Genomic DNA, 15,334 nt, shown 5'->3' on the forward strand with positions numbered 1-15,334 from the left:
TCACATAGAAAACGGGTCAGCGTGCCTGTCCCTTCGACGCCTCTTTCTGATCCAGATAATAACTCAAGAAAGTAAGCAGACTAGCACAAACCGCCACAATGCCGCCGACCCACGTTACATGTATAAGACCGACTTGGTGGTAGACGAGTCCACCGAGGGCAGAACCCATTGCTATTCCGACATTGCTTGCAACCGGCATGAGGGAAGCAGCGAGTCCTGTTGCACTAGGCTGATAAATTTTAGCTAGGTCTATCAGGTAAAGCTGGGTGGATGTAGTTAATAGGATGGCCATCAACGACATCAATCCGATGTTTACAAGTCCCAATCCAAAATGATCAATGGTCCAAAATAAACTGATCAATACAACCGCCTGCACGAGAAACACAAATCGAAGGCGGCCAATCGGATTATGGCTAGCAATTTTACCTGCTAAGATATTACTGAAAATGGAGATGAATCCGTATATGAAAAGAATCAAACTAATGGAATAGTTAGGTGCTCCCATTCCTTTTAGTATCGGGACAAGGTAAGTAAACACCACGTAAGTTGCCCCAAATCCAAGCGCTGGAATGAAAAAGGCAATCAGAATTCTCGGGTTGGTTAAGAGTGAGAACTGATCACGAATCGAGCTTCGAACTTGGCTCAGCTTGCTTGGCAGCACGAAATAAGATGCAAGGAAAGCCACTCCTCCAAGAATGGTTGTTAGCATAAAAGTGGAATTCCATCCAAACCAGGATGCTACGAGTGTTCCAATCGGTACCCCAATCACGTTCGCTAGGGTAAAGCCACCGAAAACAAAAGATATGGCAAGTCCGCGTTTTGCTGCCGGCATGGTTTCACTCGCTACAATCATGGCGAGTGAAATCAGTACACCCGTTACAATTGCCGTTAGAATCCGAAAAGAAAGCAGCATCGTGTAGGACGTTGAAATGGCGCACAACGCGTTGAAAATAATGAAAGCTCCAATCAACACCAACATCCATTTTCGCTTAGGAAAATGACTTGTTGCGGACATCACGATTGGTGTAGCGATGGCAAACGTAATGGCAAACGCAGAAACAAGCGTGCCTGCTTTTGCATTAGACATATCAAGGCTTGAAGAAATCTCCGTCAAGATCCCAACTATAACAAACTCGCTTGTACCAAGGACAAACGTTAATAAAGATAGTGTTAAGATGAGCAACCAATGTTGCCTCGTTAGTTTATCAGATTGCATAAATACCTCTTTTCTAAGCTGAATGGAAATGTGTTATGTGGTAGATAAACAACCTAAATATCATAACATAATGCGTGCTGTTAAGAAATATTCTCATATTCAAAAAAACACGCCAACCCCTGAAGGATTGACGAGTTTCTTCAGATTATTCTTCTTCCATTCTGAGCGAGGGCAAAATGAATGCCGTGCTGCAGCGACTGGAAGAAATCGAAATGAGTCAGATCAATGTCTGCTTTTGTAACTTCCAAGCTTAGCTGAGCGGAAATACCAACTAGAATGGTCTTTATTCCCAGCAGTTCTGCGGAACAACCCAGCTTTTCAATCATGCTTGCTGTATATGGTGTCAGATTGTCATCCATCCCAGTTAAATCAAGTACCAGATAGCTTGCTTTGTGCTTTGGAAGATTATACAGGGTTTTTACAATCAGCTCGTCTGCCCGTTCCTCATCATATTTTCCTAGAAGGGAAACCACCACAATTCCTTCTAGTACAGGTATTACGGGAGAAGATATCGTCTTGATCAACTCTTTTAGTTCCTTTGTTTTTTCTTCCACTACTTTTTCTAGCATTTCTATCTGCTCCGCCTCTTTTTGACGGGCAAGCTGGTGGATGTTTTGGGCAACATTCACTTCTTTTGGGAAATATTCGATAGTAGTATATTCATGGCCCTCTATCTGATGATGCAGGATATTGTACCATATGGCTGTTTTGAATAGGCCAGTAAAAATCCCTGCATAATGCGCCGCAAGGAAATTGCCGCCGGATTTCTTTCCTTGTGCCCGATTGATTTTATATTCCCAGTCATCCTTGAGCTGGACGGTCAATGTGTAATTATCCAAATCCAGGTTTTTAACATAAGCTCTTCCCCATCCGGCAGATGCATAGGTATTGGTAATTAAGCCAGCTATTTTTTCAATACTGATATCTGTCATATTTTCAAAATATTTTCCAACTACCGCACCTTGCCGATAGCCTGTGGATTCCATTACAAGGCAGGTCGCTTCCTGGCCGGAAACCTCTTCAATTGTATCAAAGAAGGTTTTCATCGCCGAGGAGATCCAAAATAGGACAGCATCCTCCCCTTCAAAGAGAAATTTCCCTTTTTCTACATCCCATTCAAACTGAAGACCTTCTATATCGATTTTTGGAAGTGTACTCATCTTCATACCAAATCCTTTATATTTTTTAATTATTATAAACTAATTAATATCTTATTAAAAGGAGATGGATTTAAAGGAAAGAGTAATAAAAAAAAACTAACTATGAAAAAGATCATCCATACAAGCTAATAGAAGAATAGGATGAGGACATCTGATATTTTAGCCTTTCCTGTGTATTGGAACATAAAAAGGGTCGAGGAACCTGTCCCACGACCCAAAAACACTTGAATTCACCACAAATCCATGGTAAAGTCAATTAGACTGTATTGTGTTATTCGTATGTAATATATAATTATCCCTATTATAATCATACAATACATTCCACCCCCGAGTCAACCCCCTAACTATTCATTTTCGAAAAAAGGAGTGTTTGCATGAGTACGGAATTTCAGTTGGAGCAAAAGCGTGTGGACAATGTGATGGAAAGCATTACAGAGGAGATCGCGAAGTTAGAGAAGGAGACTTCCAGGCGTAAGGATGAAGTCATTCATATTCGCAAACACTTTTGGGAAGAAGTAAAGGTCAGTACAGATTCTTTTGATGATTACTTGGAGACGATCATTGGCTTGAGGCAGGAGGCGCAAGCGTTGTCGGTGAGTCAGAGCTCTCATAGGCATACCGCCAAGCGTTTGATCACTCTGCGTAAAATGGAAGAGATTCCTTACTTCGGCAGAATCGATTTTAAAGAAGATGGGACTTCAGAAGTGGAGCAGATCTACATTGGAATCTCCGCCCTCATGGAACGAGATGGGGAGGACTTCCTAATTTATGATTGGCGGGCGCCGATTTCAAGCGTCTACTATGATTACCAGCCTGGGCGTGCGAAATACATGACTCCCGGAGGCGAAATTGAAGGAACCTTGGAAAAGAAGTGGCAGTACCTGATCCGAAATGGCGAGCTTGAATCCATGTTTGATACAAGTCTCACAATTGGGGATGAGATTCTGCAAAAGGTGCTTGGCCGGGCGACCGCAGACAACTATATGCATAATATCGTCGCCACCATCCAGCAGGAGCAGAACCGGATTATAAGACATGACAGGGGAAGGCTTCTGATAGTACACGGTGCAGCAGGCAGTGGAAAGACGTCCGCGGCCCTTCAACGGATTGCTTATCTGCTATATAAATATAGAGATAACCTCGATGCCGACCAGATCCTTTTATTTTCACCCAACACGATGTTCAAAAGCTATGTGTCCAACGTCTTACCTGAACTTGGTGAGGAAAGCATGCAGCAGGTTACCTTTCAAGAGTATCTAGATCACCGTCTCTCTAAGGCATTTCAAGTGGAAAATCCGTACGAACAGTTGGAGTACGTGTTGACGGAGAGTGGTTCGGCTGGTTATAAAGCTAGACTTGCGGGTATCAAAATTAAGGCTTCGCTTCGTTTTTATGATGCAATCCAAGCTTATATAGAGTCACTGGCTTCGGCAGGAATGACATTTAAAGATATCACCTTTAGAGGGGAAACGATTGTAACGGCACAGCAAATTGCGGACCGATTTTATCAACACGAAACGGACCTTCGTCTGTCTAATCGCTTGGAAAAGTTGAAGGATTGGCTGATTAAAGAGTTAAAGACCATTCAGAAGTCGGAAGTTGACAAGCCGTGGGTTCAGGAGGAAATGGAGCTTCTCAGTAACGAGGAATACCATGAAGCTCGAGTATTTTTGGCGAAAAAGAAAGGCTTTGAAAGGGAAGAGGTCGCAGATTATGAAGTCGACCCAAGGGCACTTGCGAAGTTGATTGTACACAAGAAAATGAAGCCTTTACGACAGCGAGTCCGTAGCTATCGATTTATAGACTTTAAGGCGTTGTATGAGCAGATTTTTGCGGAACCGGCGAGTATTGGCCAGTGGCTGGATGGGGAGCCGCCTGAAGAATGGCCGGCAATATGCCAAGGGACAATCGAAGCCCTGGCGGAAGATAAACTGATGTATGAGGACGCAACACCGTTTTTACTTTTAAAAGAATTGATTCTTGGTTTTCAGATAAACAGCTCGATCAAGCACATTGTCGTGGACGAAGCGCAAGATTATTCCCCGTTTCAATTTGAGTTCATGAAGCGGCTTTTCCCTGCTGCCAGAATGACCGTACTGGGCGACTTTAACCAGGCGATCTTTGCCCATGCAAGTGAAGCGGTCAACTTTGACGTGTTGGAGGGTCTTTATGGAGCGGAGAAGACGGAAATTATCAACATAACGCGGAGTTACCGTTCCACAAGACCAATTATAGAGTTTACAAGAAGACTTGTTCCAAACGGAGATAAAATCATCCCGTTTGACCGGGACGGTGAGGAGCCGGTGAAGACAGAAGTGGATGATTTTGATAGCTTGCATGCTGGGATTACTGCCCGGGTGGAGGAGTTAAAAGGTCGCGGCTATCAAAGTATAGCCATCATCTGCAAATCGAGTGAAGAGAGTGGTCGTGCTTTTGAAGCATTGTCTCCGGAGATTAAGAATCTAAAATTGTTAAAAATGAATTCCATGGAGTACGAACAAGGCGTGGTCGTCGTGCCTTCCTACTTGTCAAAGGGCATCGAGTTTGATGCGGTGATTATCTATAATGCATCAGATGAAGTATATGGCGACGAGAGTTTGAGGAGGGTGTTCTATACAGCATGTACGAGAGCGATGCATTATTTGGAGGTTTGTAGTGTAGGGAAGGGTTGTGAGGACAGGTTCCTTGACCCGGCTTCGCGTTAATGCGAGAAAGTTTGATTTGTAGGAATACTGTTTTGAGGTCTTCATTTAGAATGAAGACCTCAGTTAGTTCAGAATGGAAGAAAAGATGTCTTCATCGCCTTTATGAAGACATCAGTTGCTTAGAAAAGAGAGAAGAGATGTCTTCATTGTCCTTATGAAGACGTCAGTCACGTAGGAATGGGAGGAGAGAAGTCCTCATCGCCCTGATGAAGACATCAGTAACGTAAGAAACGGGAGGAGAGATGTCCTCATCCAGCAACCAGTTACCCAAAATAATTATGAAAACTCCAAACAATAAGACCCATACTAACTATTCCCCAAGCTATGGCGCTATATATCCACCAAATTATAGATTTTGCTTTTGTTGGACTTTCCTCGCTTTCCTCATTTGCTTTAATAAAAGCGAACTTACTTTCCATCCCTTTTTTCAAAGAAGCGAGAACAACAAATCCGATTACGATAAAACCGATCGTTATCCAGAGTAATAAATCCACTAGTTTCACCTCACTTTTTTGGTAAAATATATCACTTAAAGAATAGTGAAGCATACTGATATATTGCGTGTGGATTGGCTATTAGTCGTGAGTCGCCGTGCCTGTCCCCACGAATCTCCCCACCCCTCCTAGTCACTGAAGTGGTACAAACGCGACAGCCCAGCTACCGTCTTTTTCCTGCACCATCTGAAAACCCCATTCTTGACCGTAAATATTGGTGTAGCTTATATGTCCATATCCATCTCCTTGGTCATGAAAGGTACCATCTTGTATACCAAAGAGGACATCCTTATCAGGGAAGACCATTTCTCTAAAATATTCCTCTTTATCAATTCGTCTTACGTCCTCGCGATCTGTGTAAAGCTCATATTGTAACTCCCATTCTTCGTCGTTTGTAGCTTGCACGAATAACTTCGCAATGCTGATAGGGGAGAGGTCCAATAGAAGTTGCTGGTTGAAGCCCGTTTTCAACTGTTGATAAACATCGAGTTCTTCGGAAGTTAACTTAAAATTTGCTGCTTCGGGATTTACTTCTTCTAAAACAGGAGAGTTTCCAAATGCAAAAAGCGTATCGATAGAATAGATTATTTGACCATCTCTCGTTAATCCGTGTATTTCAAACATTTCGTCTGGTTTTATATCTGTGAAAGTAAACCAATATCTCTCTCCGCTCTTTGAAACAATTTTCTCGGTCTTAATATCTTGTTTAGTATCAACCTTTCTCAAAAGCACTTCTGAAATCTCTGAGCTAATGATTTTTCCGAAAACTAGTGGAAACGGAGAATTTTCATTAATAGGAGATATAAACTCATGACTTATATCAGTCTGATCAATTATCGCATGTTCTCCACCCTCTGTAGGGTCTTCCCAACCGTACTTGGTTTTACTAATAAACATGGCGCTTACCATTTCAATGTTTTTTTCTTTTCTATTATGGTAAGTAAAAAAAACAACCGCACCTGAGTCTACTTCTTCTATATGAATTATTTCATAATTATTGTAGGGAATGAGCATTTCCTCTAATCTTTCAGGGGGAATTTCATCTGCAGGCACTACACTATCACTGGATTTTTCCGGATTATTAATAATCGCCGGTATCAAGATAAGCATAAATATCATCGCCGCAGAAGCTAATGCAACATAGTACTTCCGAGGTGTGGAGGTTTTTCTCACCTCAGGCGAAGCATTCATTCTAAAATTCATATGCTCTTGAACTCTTTCTTGTTCCTTGTCACTCATCGTAATTTTTTGATTTAAGGATTGGAAGTCATTAGATTGCTTCATATCGGAATCCCTCCTTCTCCAATTCTTTTCGCAGGACCTTCAGGGCTCTGAATAAATCCACTTTGACCTTTGCCTCCGAACACCCCAGAATTTCAGCAGTCTCCCCAATCGAAAACTCCTTAATTTTTCGTAAAATAATGACATCCCTAAAGGAAGGTTTGATTTTACTAATAGCTAGATAGAGCTGCTTTTCGGACTCATTTAAAATTGCGATATCCTCGGCTGATTTTTCATCATGCATGCCAAAGGGTAGAAAGCTCAAGTAGTTTGCTATTGTTCTATTTTTTCGTATAAAGTCAATCGTCAAATTGCGGGCAATCCGAAACAACCAGCTTTTCTCCCGTCCCCCCTGGAAACTTTCCAGATGATTATAAGCACGAACAAACGTATCCTGGACAATATCCAACGCCTGCTCCCGATCCCCAATCATAAAAAAAGCATAATTAAACACATCATTACTATAAATCTCATACCATTCATTAATCCGCTGCTTCCTACCGAGATGATCCATACCCCCACCCCTTTCTTTTCTCTTTACTATTACAACGGACCGCGGGAAGAAAAGTTACAAAAAAGAATTGAAGGGACAGGCACCGTGACCCAATTTAAAATGGGTCGGCGTGCCTGTCCCCTCGGCTCCATCCTAAGATACGTGCTTAACATTTTCCCAACCATATACCACTTCAGTAAGTTTCTTCCCCGCAATCTGCACTTCAAGCTCATCTATCTTTTTGCCACCTAGTGCTTCGTAAAATAAACATGAAGCATTATCTTTCAAAACAAGAACAAGCATGTAGTTTAATCCCATTCCTATGAGTTCTTCTATGATTGGTTGAACAAGTGCTTTTCCAATACCTTGCCCCTGATAATCCTTTAAAATATAGATGGCGTATAATTCCCCATCATAGCCATCATATTTACCACTTCGTTCTTTACCACCAGAAGAAAAACCAACTATTTCGCCTTCATTATTTTCAGCTACATATACACCGCCATTAGGAATGCTGTTAATCCATATTTGTTCCCGACTTTCATAAGTTAAATTGTTCAAGTATTCTTCTGGAACAATATTGGCATATGTTGTTTTCCAACTTTCGACGTGTACTTTAGCTATCCCTTTTGTGTCTGATAGAGTTGCTTTTCTGATTTTAATAGCCTTATAATCCATATGCTTTCCTCCACAATTCTAATTAAAAAACTCCATATGTGTTTTCTCTTTTGCGTAGTAAACCAATCTATCCTGTAGTGTACCTGTATGAAACTCAAATTTATGACCATCTGGGTCTGTAAAATAAATGGACTTCTTATCGCGTTCATCTCTTGGACGACCTGATAAAATATTCACATTCAATTTCCTTAGTTTCTCATAGATATCGTCAAACGCTTCTTCTTCAATGGAAAATGCAATGTGCGTATAGGAATGATGTATTTCATTACGAGGTATATCTTCCTCTACATTGAGAGCTAGCCACATTCCATTTAAATCAAAGTATGCAGTGTTTCTGCCTTTTACCAACAAATTAGCATCAAATACATCTTTATAAAATTTAATAGATTCTTCTAAATCAGAAACGGAAAATAAAAAATGATTAAGTCCTTTTATCGGCATGGTGTCACCTCTATAAAATAGTATCCTTAACATAAGGAATGTGTCGCACAAACTTATCCAAATCTATCTGGAAATAATTCTCGATATCGCTTTTAAGTATAGCCTCTAACTCCATAAGCTTTGAAACGGCATAAGATTGATCAACGACATTATAAATATCAACTTCTGCCCAAATGGTTGTAATCCTTGCCTTGTCTGCAAAAGGCAGCATGGAAAGAATCGCACCGTCCTCGTAATCGTCGTACTCGATGGAATAGTAATGGAACGCTGGAATGTGGGATGTGGTCACTTCTTGTTTCCATTTTAATAGAGCCTTATAGAATTCCAGAATAGCAATGTCTGCCTTAAAATAAACTTCATTTATAATTTTAACAGTGAGTGTTGCATCAATAGAAAGGATGGTAGGAACATCTCTAGAGTGTGTATTTGAAATTGCGGTACGCTCATTTATGAATTGATAGGTAAACTGAAGGTTGTTCATTTTGTCTCCTTTAATTCCATACTTCTCAACTAGCACAAGGTTGATTAAACTAAAAATTTTCTTCCTTCTGAGGGAGTATAGGTTTCAGAAGCCCATCACCCTTTCTTAAAGATTGTAGTATTCTCTATTCGGATGGAATCAACTTCGCCACAGCTTAGACAAAAGGTATAGATTTTGTTGGAGCCCGTCAGAGCGAGTTTGCTTGTTTTAATAGGCATATAATCTGTTCCCTCGGCAAATTCTGTGCCTCCACACTTTAAGCATGCTTGTTCATTCATTTTTTGTATCCCCTCTCTCAACCTACTTGCATGATTTTACGTTATATAGGTATACGTGCTTTAAGAGATTTGGTTTCAATATTAAGATGTAATTATGCTCTATGTCATTGTACTGTTTTAATTACGTTTAAAATGAAAGGAGCAATAAAAATGACCAACCCCACAAAAAAAACCTACAACAAACTAGCTCAAACCTATCAAAACGATACGGATGAAGGAAGTCCTTATAACGCCTATTACGAACGCCCGGCAATGATGGCTGCTTTGCCGCAAAACCTAACAGGTAAAAAAGTGTTGGACGCCGGTTGTTCGGCTGGCTGGTACATTGCTCAATTGGTTCAACGCGGTGCCGAGGTAACAGGAATCGACATAAGTCCAGAAATGATAAAAGCAGCAAAAGAGAGAGTGGGGGATGATGCAACGTTTCTTTGCCACAATCTCCAGGAGCCACTGCCTTTTGGGAACAACTCCTTTGATGTGATTGTCAGTTCGCTCACGCTTCATTATCTAAAAGATTGGACCTCAACTTTCCGCGAATTCCAACGCGTGTTAAAACCAGGCGGAACATTTTTATTTTCGGTTCATCATCCATTCATGGACTATACGAGGTTCCAGTGTGAAGATTACTTTAAATCCCAACTACTAACAGAAACGTGGCAAAAGCCGAATATCACCATTGAAGTCAGTTTTTACAGGAGGCCGATGGAAGATATCGTCAATGAAACTACTCGATTTTTTGAGCTTGAAAAGCTGATAGAACCTAAACCTCACGAGAAGATGAGGGAGGTTAAGGAGGAAGCTTACTACTATCTCATGACAAATCCTCATTTTCTCATACTGAAAGCTATGTCTAAATAAAAATGCCCAAAGATTATGGTCTTTGGGCATTTTTTATAAGAAAAATCCTCTGTATTTCTGTTACTGGGTCGGCGTGCCTGTCCCCTTAACCCACATCACCATTTTGCTCTCTGGCAAGCTTGGGATTTGGGACATGCTGAAGCTCAAATCTTGTTCTGGTATGTCATATTCTAAATCATTTACTAGGAAGTCGAGGCTTACATTCATGATATCTACGGTCAGCCATTCTCCGGCACAGCGGTGACCGATGTCATATTCTCCGCCTCCTTGTGGAATAAAATCAAAGGGGCTTTTGTTCCACGTTTTAAAGCGGTCGGGTTCAAAGCGGTCTGGGTTCTCCCAATCTTCCGGATGATGGTTTGTTCCGTAAAAGTCTAAGAGGGTAAGGGTGTCTTTTTCAAACTTATAATCATTCCAAACAAAGTCTTGCTTCACTCTTGCTGCGGTAAAGGGGAAGAATGGATAGAAGCGACGGACTTCCTGCACAAATCGTTGGAGACTTGCGCTTTCTCCTTCGCGCAATTTTGCAGCTTCCTCTGGATACTGATGGACAGCCAGTGCGGAAAAGCAAACATAAACAGAAATAGCCACAATTGGACGCAAGAGATTCAATAGTTCTACTGCAACAATCTCTTTATCAAGAAGTTCGCCGTTGAGGTCGCGATGCATAGAGAATTGATAGAGGGCTTTGTCTGTTGGCACCTCTATTTTCTCTTCCCGTACTTCTTCCACTAGGTCTTCTAACCAGCTCTCTACACTGGAGCGTGATCTGCGTCCTTTCCAATGCTTTAACCCGATTGCAGCTGCAGATTCATACATGTCTCCCAATTGAGTGGAGAATTTCTCCACTTTATCTTCTGGAAGCGGGACGCCCGTCCACTCACATGCAACCTGTGTGAGAATTTTCTTTGCTTCTATGTATAAAACAATTTCGTCCTCGCGCTCCCATTTTAGGGCGGCATTTTCCCATGCTTTTCTTGTAAGTACGGTAATCTCCTTTAAACTCTCTTTCGTCATAAGGGACATAAACATTGCTTTTCGGTGGTGGTGCGCTTCACCGTCCATCGCCTGTACGCCACCTTCACCGAAGAGCGTCTTTTGCAAACGTTTAGGAGCTGCACCTTTTCGTTTAAACTTTTCATTATCATAGAAAATTTCTGCAGCTTCTTTACCCGTCAAGCAAATAGCTTTTTCTGCTAGAAGCGTGGTTTCAAAGATATTAGAGTGGAACATATGGCGGCGGTTCATAATGAACTGGTAACCTTCACTTAAAAGCTTCAGGCTATGATCCAATCCCTCTTCCTTAGGCATGGAATGATTATTCTCCAAATAGACCCCTCCTTATTGTATATATACTATGTATATTTACTTCTTTCTTCCAACCTAAACGTAAGTAAGGGAGGGGAATGATAAGGAGTCAATTAGGTGGATGGGGAGCACCAGGAGGGCTATATTTAGGGGGAACCCTTAACCATCCCCTGGACTTCATTAAATTCTTCAATGGTGCGGCATACTTCATTAAATGAACCTGTATGGAAAAGAACAAAAGCCCAACATCGGTTCGAACCGTTTTCGCCATTGCTTGCGCACAAAAGGTAATGGAAGTGGCGACTTTAGCTGCAATAAGATTTGCAATCTCATCTTCGGTCAATTTTACCCCCTCGGGAACAGCGCTTGGATCGGATACAGGCTTATTGGGATTAACAAGGGGTAATGGGACGCCTTCTTTAACGAGGAATTCTTCTATCCGTTTTGTATCAGACAGGCTGCCGTCCAATGCATCCTCCAACATGGCTTTCAAGTCTCTATCAATGGTGCTGTTGAGTGCAACCTGATAAAGAGTATGCGATTCCTTAAACGCTGTAAAAGCTGTCCAAAGATCCATTACTTCCCCAACATGTAAAGGTAGTTTAGGCTCTTCATCTGTGAAATTTTTTAGGATGGCTGCTATGGCTTCTATTGCACTAGTCATCGTGAAACCTCCAAAATATGATTTTGTATATTTTTACCGTAAGAATAGTAAATATTCCTCTCTACTCTTCATTTAACATGCTCAAGATGAATCTCTTCAACTCCACCATTCTCCAAGAAGTTGGTTCTTTATCGGTGCTACATAAAACAAAAAGATTGAGGGAACATACGGATAATAGGCTTTTCTTAAAGGAGAACATCATGGCTTGGTGGAGTGCTGCTTTTCCTGGATTCGGACATCTGCTTTTGTCCAAATATCTTCGGGGATTTGTGCTGTTTATCTGGGAAGTCTTAATCAATATTAAATCACATGTTAATTTAGCCATGATCTATTCTTTTCAAGGCGACATCGATAAAGCGAAAGATATTCTAGATACCCAATGGTTATTAATTTATATTCCAGTTTATATATTTGCAATCTGGGATAGTTATCGTACAACGGTTGATATGAATAAAGTCTTTGTGTTGGCAGAGCGGGAAGAGCATAGGTTCAATTCCTTTAGTATAGGTTCACTCGAAATAAATTATTTAGATAAAAGAAATCCTGTCATGGCAGTCCTTTGGTCCCTTTTTATACCAGGATTAGGTCAGCTTTATCTACATAGAATCGTGACAGCATTTTTCGTTATCGTTTGGTTGGTGGTCTTTTTTTATTACTCCCACGGCCTGGAAGCAATCTCTTTATTGTTTTTAGGGGAAATTGATAAGGCGACGTCGGTCATTGATCCAGAGTGGCTCTTGTTCTTCCCATCTCTTTATGGTTTTGCCATTTTTGATTCTTATATTAACTCGGTTGAAAATAATAAATTATATGATAAAGAACAACGTGGCTTTTTTATGGATAAGTACCAATCTTCATCTTTTCGAGTACTAAAAGGACAAAAGGTGGACTAGACAATGCAATTATTTTCAACATTTAAACATTCCGTCCATATAGAATTGGCTATTTCCACCCTTGAGAAGAAGGGGATTGAAAGGGAAAATATATTTGTCATTCCACTTGATAACAGAAAAGAGGAACATAAATTATTCGATACCCTTCATCATTCAGATGGAACTTCTCTTATCGATATCGGAGCAGCACTTGGAACCGCTTTTGCAGTTATTGGTGCTAGTATAGGCTTTAAACTGGCATGGGGGCCAATCTATTGGGGATTAATAGGTGCCTCTGTCGGGTTTGTTTTAGGTTTTGCCATACGTCTCTTTACGGAAAAGATCTTAAAAAAGAAACAACGGTTGTTAAAAGGCGTCCATTCGGAATTGATTATGATTGTTGATTGTGAAGACGCGCAGGGAGAACTTGTTGAAAACATTTTGTTTGACCACTTTGCATTCGGTGTGGCGAAAATAAAGTGAATGAACTTTCTGCTTCTATTCAATAAGGTGATTGAAAAATGAAGAAAAAGGTAAAAGTGTGAGGAGAAGAGGGGAAAGTGCTCTTTACACTCCCCCCTCAAAAACCAAACTGATCCTTGATGACCTGAGCCACTTCCTTTGCACTCATGTCCGTATTATTAATCTTGATATAGTTAGGGAAAGTAATCTCCCCATCCATTGAATTCAATCGATGTTTCCCTAGTGTCTGCAATAAGTCATTTTCCGACCATTCCAAATCGCGCTTTTTCGGCTTGTGTTCCAGGCGGTTTGGTGTTTTGTTCCGCTCCAGTCGTTCGTTTAGATCTGCCTCTAATTCTACATAGTAAACAGTCGCCCCTCTAGATTCAAAAAGGTTGGTGAGGTTCTTCACATACTCCCAGTCTGACTCCATATCAAACATCCACACATACGTGAACATCATGCCATATAGGTCACTTTTAGAAACCTCTTCAAATATCTCCTGGCGAAACAAGTTCACTAACCGCTTGGCTTCTTTTGTACTGTAATCAAAAAAATGACCAACTAAATCAATCGTCATATGGTTATGGAAAAGTTTCAAATCTGTTATTTTCGCTAACTCTTGTCCGACCGTCATCTTACCAACTGCTTGGGGGCCGAATATGTGGACAAATTTCATCAGAATCACTCCTTGGTGGTCTAAAGGGACAACAGGCACAGTGACCCACAAGTGGGCCGCCGTGCCTGTCCATTCAGCCTAAAAATAATTAGGATAATTTTAACATAAACCTAAGGAGAAGTCTGAATATATGTTAAATTATAGATAAAGAGATAGGAAGAGGGGGAGTCAGTTTGTTCTATGAAAACGTCGGTGCATTAATTTTGGGATTTTTTATTTGGTGGGCGATACTCCTTGCATTTAGTCGGTTTCCAAACAGGTATCCCCAAAATAATACGTGGAAAAAAGATATTTTCATAACGTTTGTTCAAAGTGTGATTTTGTTTGCTGTTTTTCAAGGTATTCAATATTTTAGTAGCTAAATTAAATAATTATGCTTAATAAGTAGGTGTATGAATGATTTACAAAATACTGTTGTACATGGCAATATCCATTTTTATTTGGAATTTTTATGTAGGGCCAACGTTCTTTAATGATGAAAGTAGTAATTCGGGTTTATTTGTTGGATTAATGCTGTTGTGTATAGTGGTTGGGCATATTTTGAGGAGAGAGAAAGTATGAGGGGTAGTAAGATGGGGCGGCGGCCTGTCCCCTCAGACCACTTCTGGCCCCGACTGGAGGCGAAGTTAGATGGACAATTTCAAATGGTATAAGGTTAGTGCAATTCTGTTGGGGTTGGTTTTCCTTATATATGGGTGGAAGCAATCTTGGGTAGATGGCGGAGAGTATTCCGGCGGGATGGATTATATTTTCGTAGAACGTACTGTCAGAACCTATGCTTTTATTATCAGTGGAATAATCTTTCTGTTTATTGGGGTTATTGTTTCAGCATTAGATAAGCGATTACGGATGCTCGGGGCTCTTATCTATGAAAATCGGGAGAATCTGCAATGAAGCTTTTTCGGGGCTTTCACACGCAGTTTGTATTCATTAGTCTTTTTATACTCATGTTTGGTTGTACACAAGAAAAAGCATTGGAATCCAGCTTGATCATCGAAGCCGTAATACTGGAGGTTAAAGACGGAAGAATGTTAGTGGCAGAAGATGTAACTAGTAGTGAGTATGCTGAGATTAGTAACAAAACAATTAAAGAATTAGATGAAGAAAGAATTCCGATAATTTATTTGAGCTATGATAAATTGGCTGATGTAAAAGCGGGAGATGAAGTGAAAATCTGGATTGACGGTGGATTGGATCACTCCTATCCCGCCCAAGGTCATGCGAAAAAGGTGGAAGTGAAAGAAGAGTGAATGACAGTGGGTCG

At 40.8% G+C, this 15,334-nt stretch carries 17 protein-coding genes; 6 read left to right on the forward strand and 11 right to left on the reverse strand.

Annotation, left to right across the window (positions count from 1 at the left end):
- Positions 1-16 precede the first annotated feature (16 nt).
- Positions 17-1,216, reverse strand: a complete 1,200-nt coding sequence (locus M313_RS0120630; protein WP_010199768.1) for an MFS transporter — start codon at positions 1,214-1,216, stop codon at positions 17-19.
- A 140-nt stretch (positions 1,217-1,356) separates the two neighbouring features.
- Positions 1,357-2,376, reverse strand: coding sequence for an STAS domain-containing protein (locus tag M313_RS0120635; protein ID WP_010199769.1), 1,020 nt, complete (start codon positions 2,374-2,376; stop codon positions 1,357-1,359).
- Positions 2,377-2,750: 374 nt separating this feature from the next.
- Between M313_RS0120635 and helD the strand changes: the two genes are divergently transcribed.
- Positions 2,751-5,081 carry an RNA polymerase recycling motor HelD gene (helD, locus tag M313_RS0120640; protein ID WP_010199770.1) on the forward strand — a complete coding sequence of 777 codons (2,331 nt, stop codon included), beginning with the start codon at positions 2,751-2,753 and terminating at the stop codon, positions 5,079-5,081.
- Between the two features lie 263 nt (positions 5,082-5,344).
- Here the strand turns inward: helD and M313_RS0120645 are convergent, their stop codons facing one another.
- The 6 genes from M313_RS0120645 to M313_RS0120670 form a co-directional block, all read right to left on the reverse strand.
- The gene (locus M313_RS0120645; protein ID WP_010199771.1) at positions 5,345-5,575 is read right to left on the reverse strand and encodes a hypothetical protein; all 231 of its coding nucleotides are present in this window, start codon (positions 5,573-5,575) and stop codon (positions 5,345-5,347) included.
- Positions 5,576-5,707: 132 nt separating this feature from the next.
- Positions 5,708-6,859: a hypothetical protein gene (locus M313_RS0120650; protein WP_010199772.1), complete on the reverse strand. Its 1,152-nt coding sequence runs from the start codon at positions 6,857-6,859 to the stop codon at positions 5,708-5,710.
- A complete protein-coding gene (locus M313_RS0120655; RefSeq protein WP_010199773.1) occupies positions 6,846-7,370 on the reverse strand; it encodes an RNA polymerase sigma factor in 525 nt (174 codons plus the stop codon). The genes M313_RS0120650 and M313_RS0120655 overlap by 14 nt, the downstream gene beginning before the upstream one ends.
- Positions 7,371-7,502: 132 nt before the next feature.
- Positions 7,503-8,027 carry a GNAT family N-acetyltransferase gene (locus tag M313_RS0120660; RefSeq protein WP_010199774.1) on the reverse strand — a complete coding sequence of 175 codons (525 nt, stop codon included), beginning with the start codon at positions 8,025-8,027 and terminating at the stop codon, positions 7,503-7,505.
- Between the two features lie 18 nt (positions 8,028-8,045).
- Positions 8,046-8,468 carry a FosM family fosfomycin resistance protein gene (gene fosM / locus M313_RS0120665; RefSeq protein ID WP_010199775.1) on the reverse strand — a complete coding sequence of 141 codons (423 nt, stop codon included), beginning with the start codon at positions 8,466-8,468 and terminating at the stop codon, positions 8,046-8,048.
- A 10-nt stretch (positions 8,469-8,478) separates the two neighbouring features.
- Complete coding sequence (locus M313_RS0120670; RefSeq protein WP_010199778.1) at positions 8,479-8,949, reverse strand: DUF7878 domain-containing protein; 471 nt, start codon at positions 8,947-8,949, stop codon at positions 8,479-8,481.
- Between the two features lie 428 nt (positions 8,950-9,377).
- Between M313_RS0120670 and M313_RS0120680 the strand changes: the two genes are divergently transcribed.
- Positions 9,378-10,085, forward strand: coding sequence for a class I SAM-dependent methyltransferase (locus M313_RS0120680; RefSeq protein WP_010199780.1), 708 nt, complete (start codon positions 9,378-9,380; stop codon positions 10,083-10,085).
- 60 nt (positions 10,086-10,145) lie between these two features.
- Here M313_RS0120680 and cypC read toward each other — a convergent pair whose 3' ends face one another.
- Complete coding sequence (gene cypC / locus M313_RS0120685) at positions 10,146-11,414, reverse strand: CYP152 family fatty-acid peroxygenase CypC (RefSeq protein ID WP_010199781.1); 1,269 nt, start codon at positions 11,412-11,414, stop codon at positions 10,146-10,148.
- Positions 11,415-11,502: 88 nt separating this feature from the next.
- Entirely contained in the window at positions 11,503-12,057 is a 555-nt protein-coding gene (locus M313_RS0120690; protein ID WP_010199782.1) for a DUF3231 family protein, read from the reverse strand.
- Positions 12,058-12,257: 200 nt separating this feature from the next.
- Between M313_RS0120690 and M313_RS0120695 the strand changes: the two genes are divergently transcribed.
- Positions 12,258-12,950, forward strand: coding sequence for a membrane protein (locus tag M313_RS0120695; RefSeq protein ID WP_034775258.1), 693 nt, complete (start codon positions 12,258-12,260; stop codon positions 12,948-12,950).
- Between the two features lie 3 nt (positions 12,951-12,953).
- Positions 12,954-13,412, forward strand: coding sequence for a membrane protein (locus M313_RS0120700; RefSeq protein ID WP_029326628.1), 459 nt, complete (start codon positions 12,954-12,956; stop codon positions 13,410-13,412).
- Positions 13,413-13,509: 97 nt separating this feature from the next.
- Here the strand turns inward: M313_RS0120700 and M313_RS0120705 are convergent, their stop codons facing one another.
- Complete coding sequence (locus tag M313_RS0120705) at positions 13,510-14,070, reverse strand: ATP-binding protein (protein WP_010199783.1); 561 nt, start codon at positions 14,068-14,070, stop codon at positions 13,510-13,512.
- A gap of 630 nt (positions 14,071-14,700) precedes the next feature.
- Here M313_RS0120705 and M313_RS0120715 point away from each other — a divergent pair.
- A complete protein-coding gene (locus M313_RS0120715) occupies positions 14,701-14,964 on the forward strand; it encodes a hypothetical protein (RefSeq protein WP_010199785.1) in 264 nt (87 codons plus the stop codon).
- Positions 14,961-15,320: a DUF3221 domain-containing protein gene (locus M313_RS24235; protein ID WP_010199787.1), complete on the forward strand. Its 360-nt coding sequence runs from the start codon at positions 14,961-14,963 to the stop codon at positions 15,318-15,320. Before M313_RS0120715 ends, M313_RS24235 begins: the two co-directional genes overlap by 4 nt.
- Positions 15,321-15,334 lie beyond the last annotated feature (14 nt).

Origin of the sequence: Bacillus sp. m3-13 (assembly GCF_000175075.1) — a bacterium.
GTDB lineage: Bacteria > Bacillota > Bacilli > Bacillales > Bacillaceae_I > Sutcliffiella_A > Sutcliffiella_A horikoshii_C.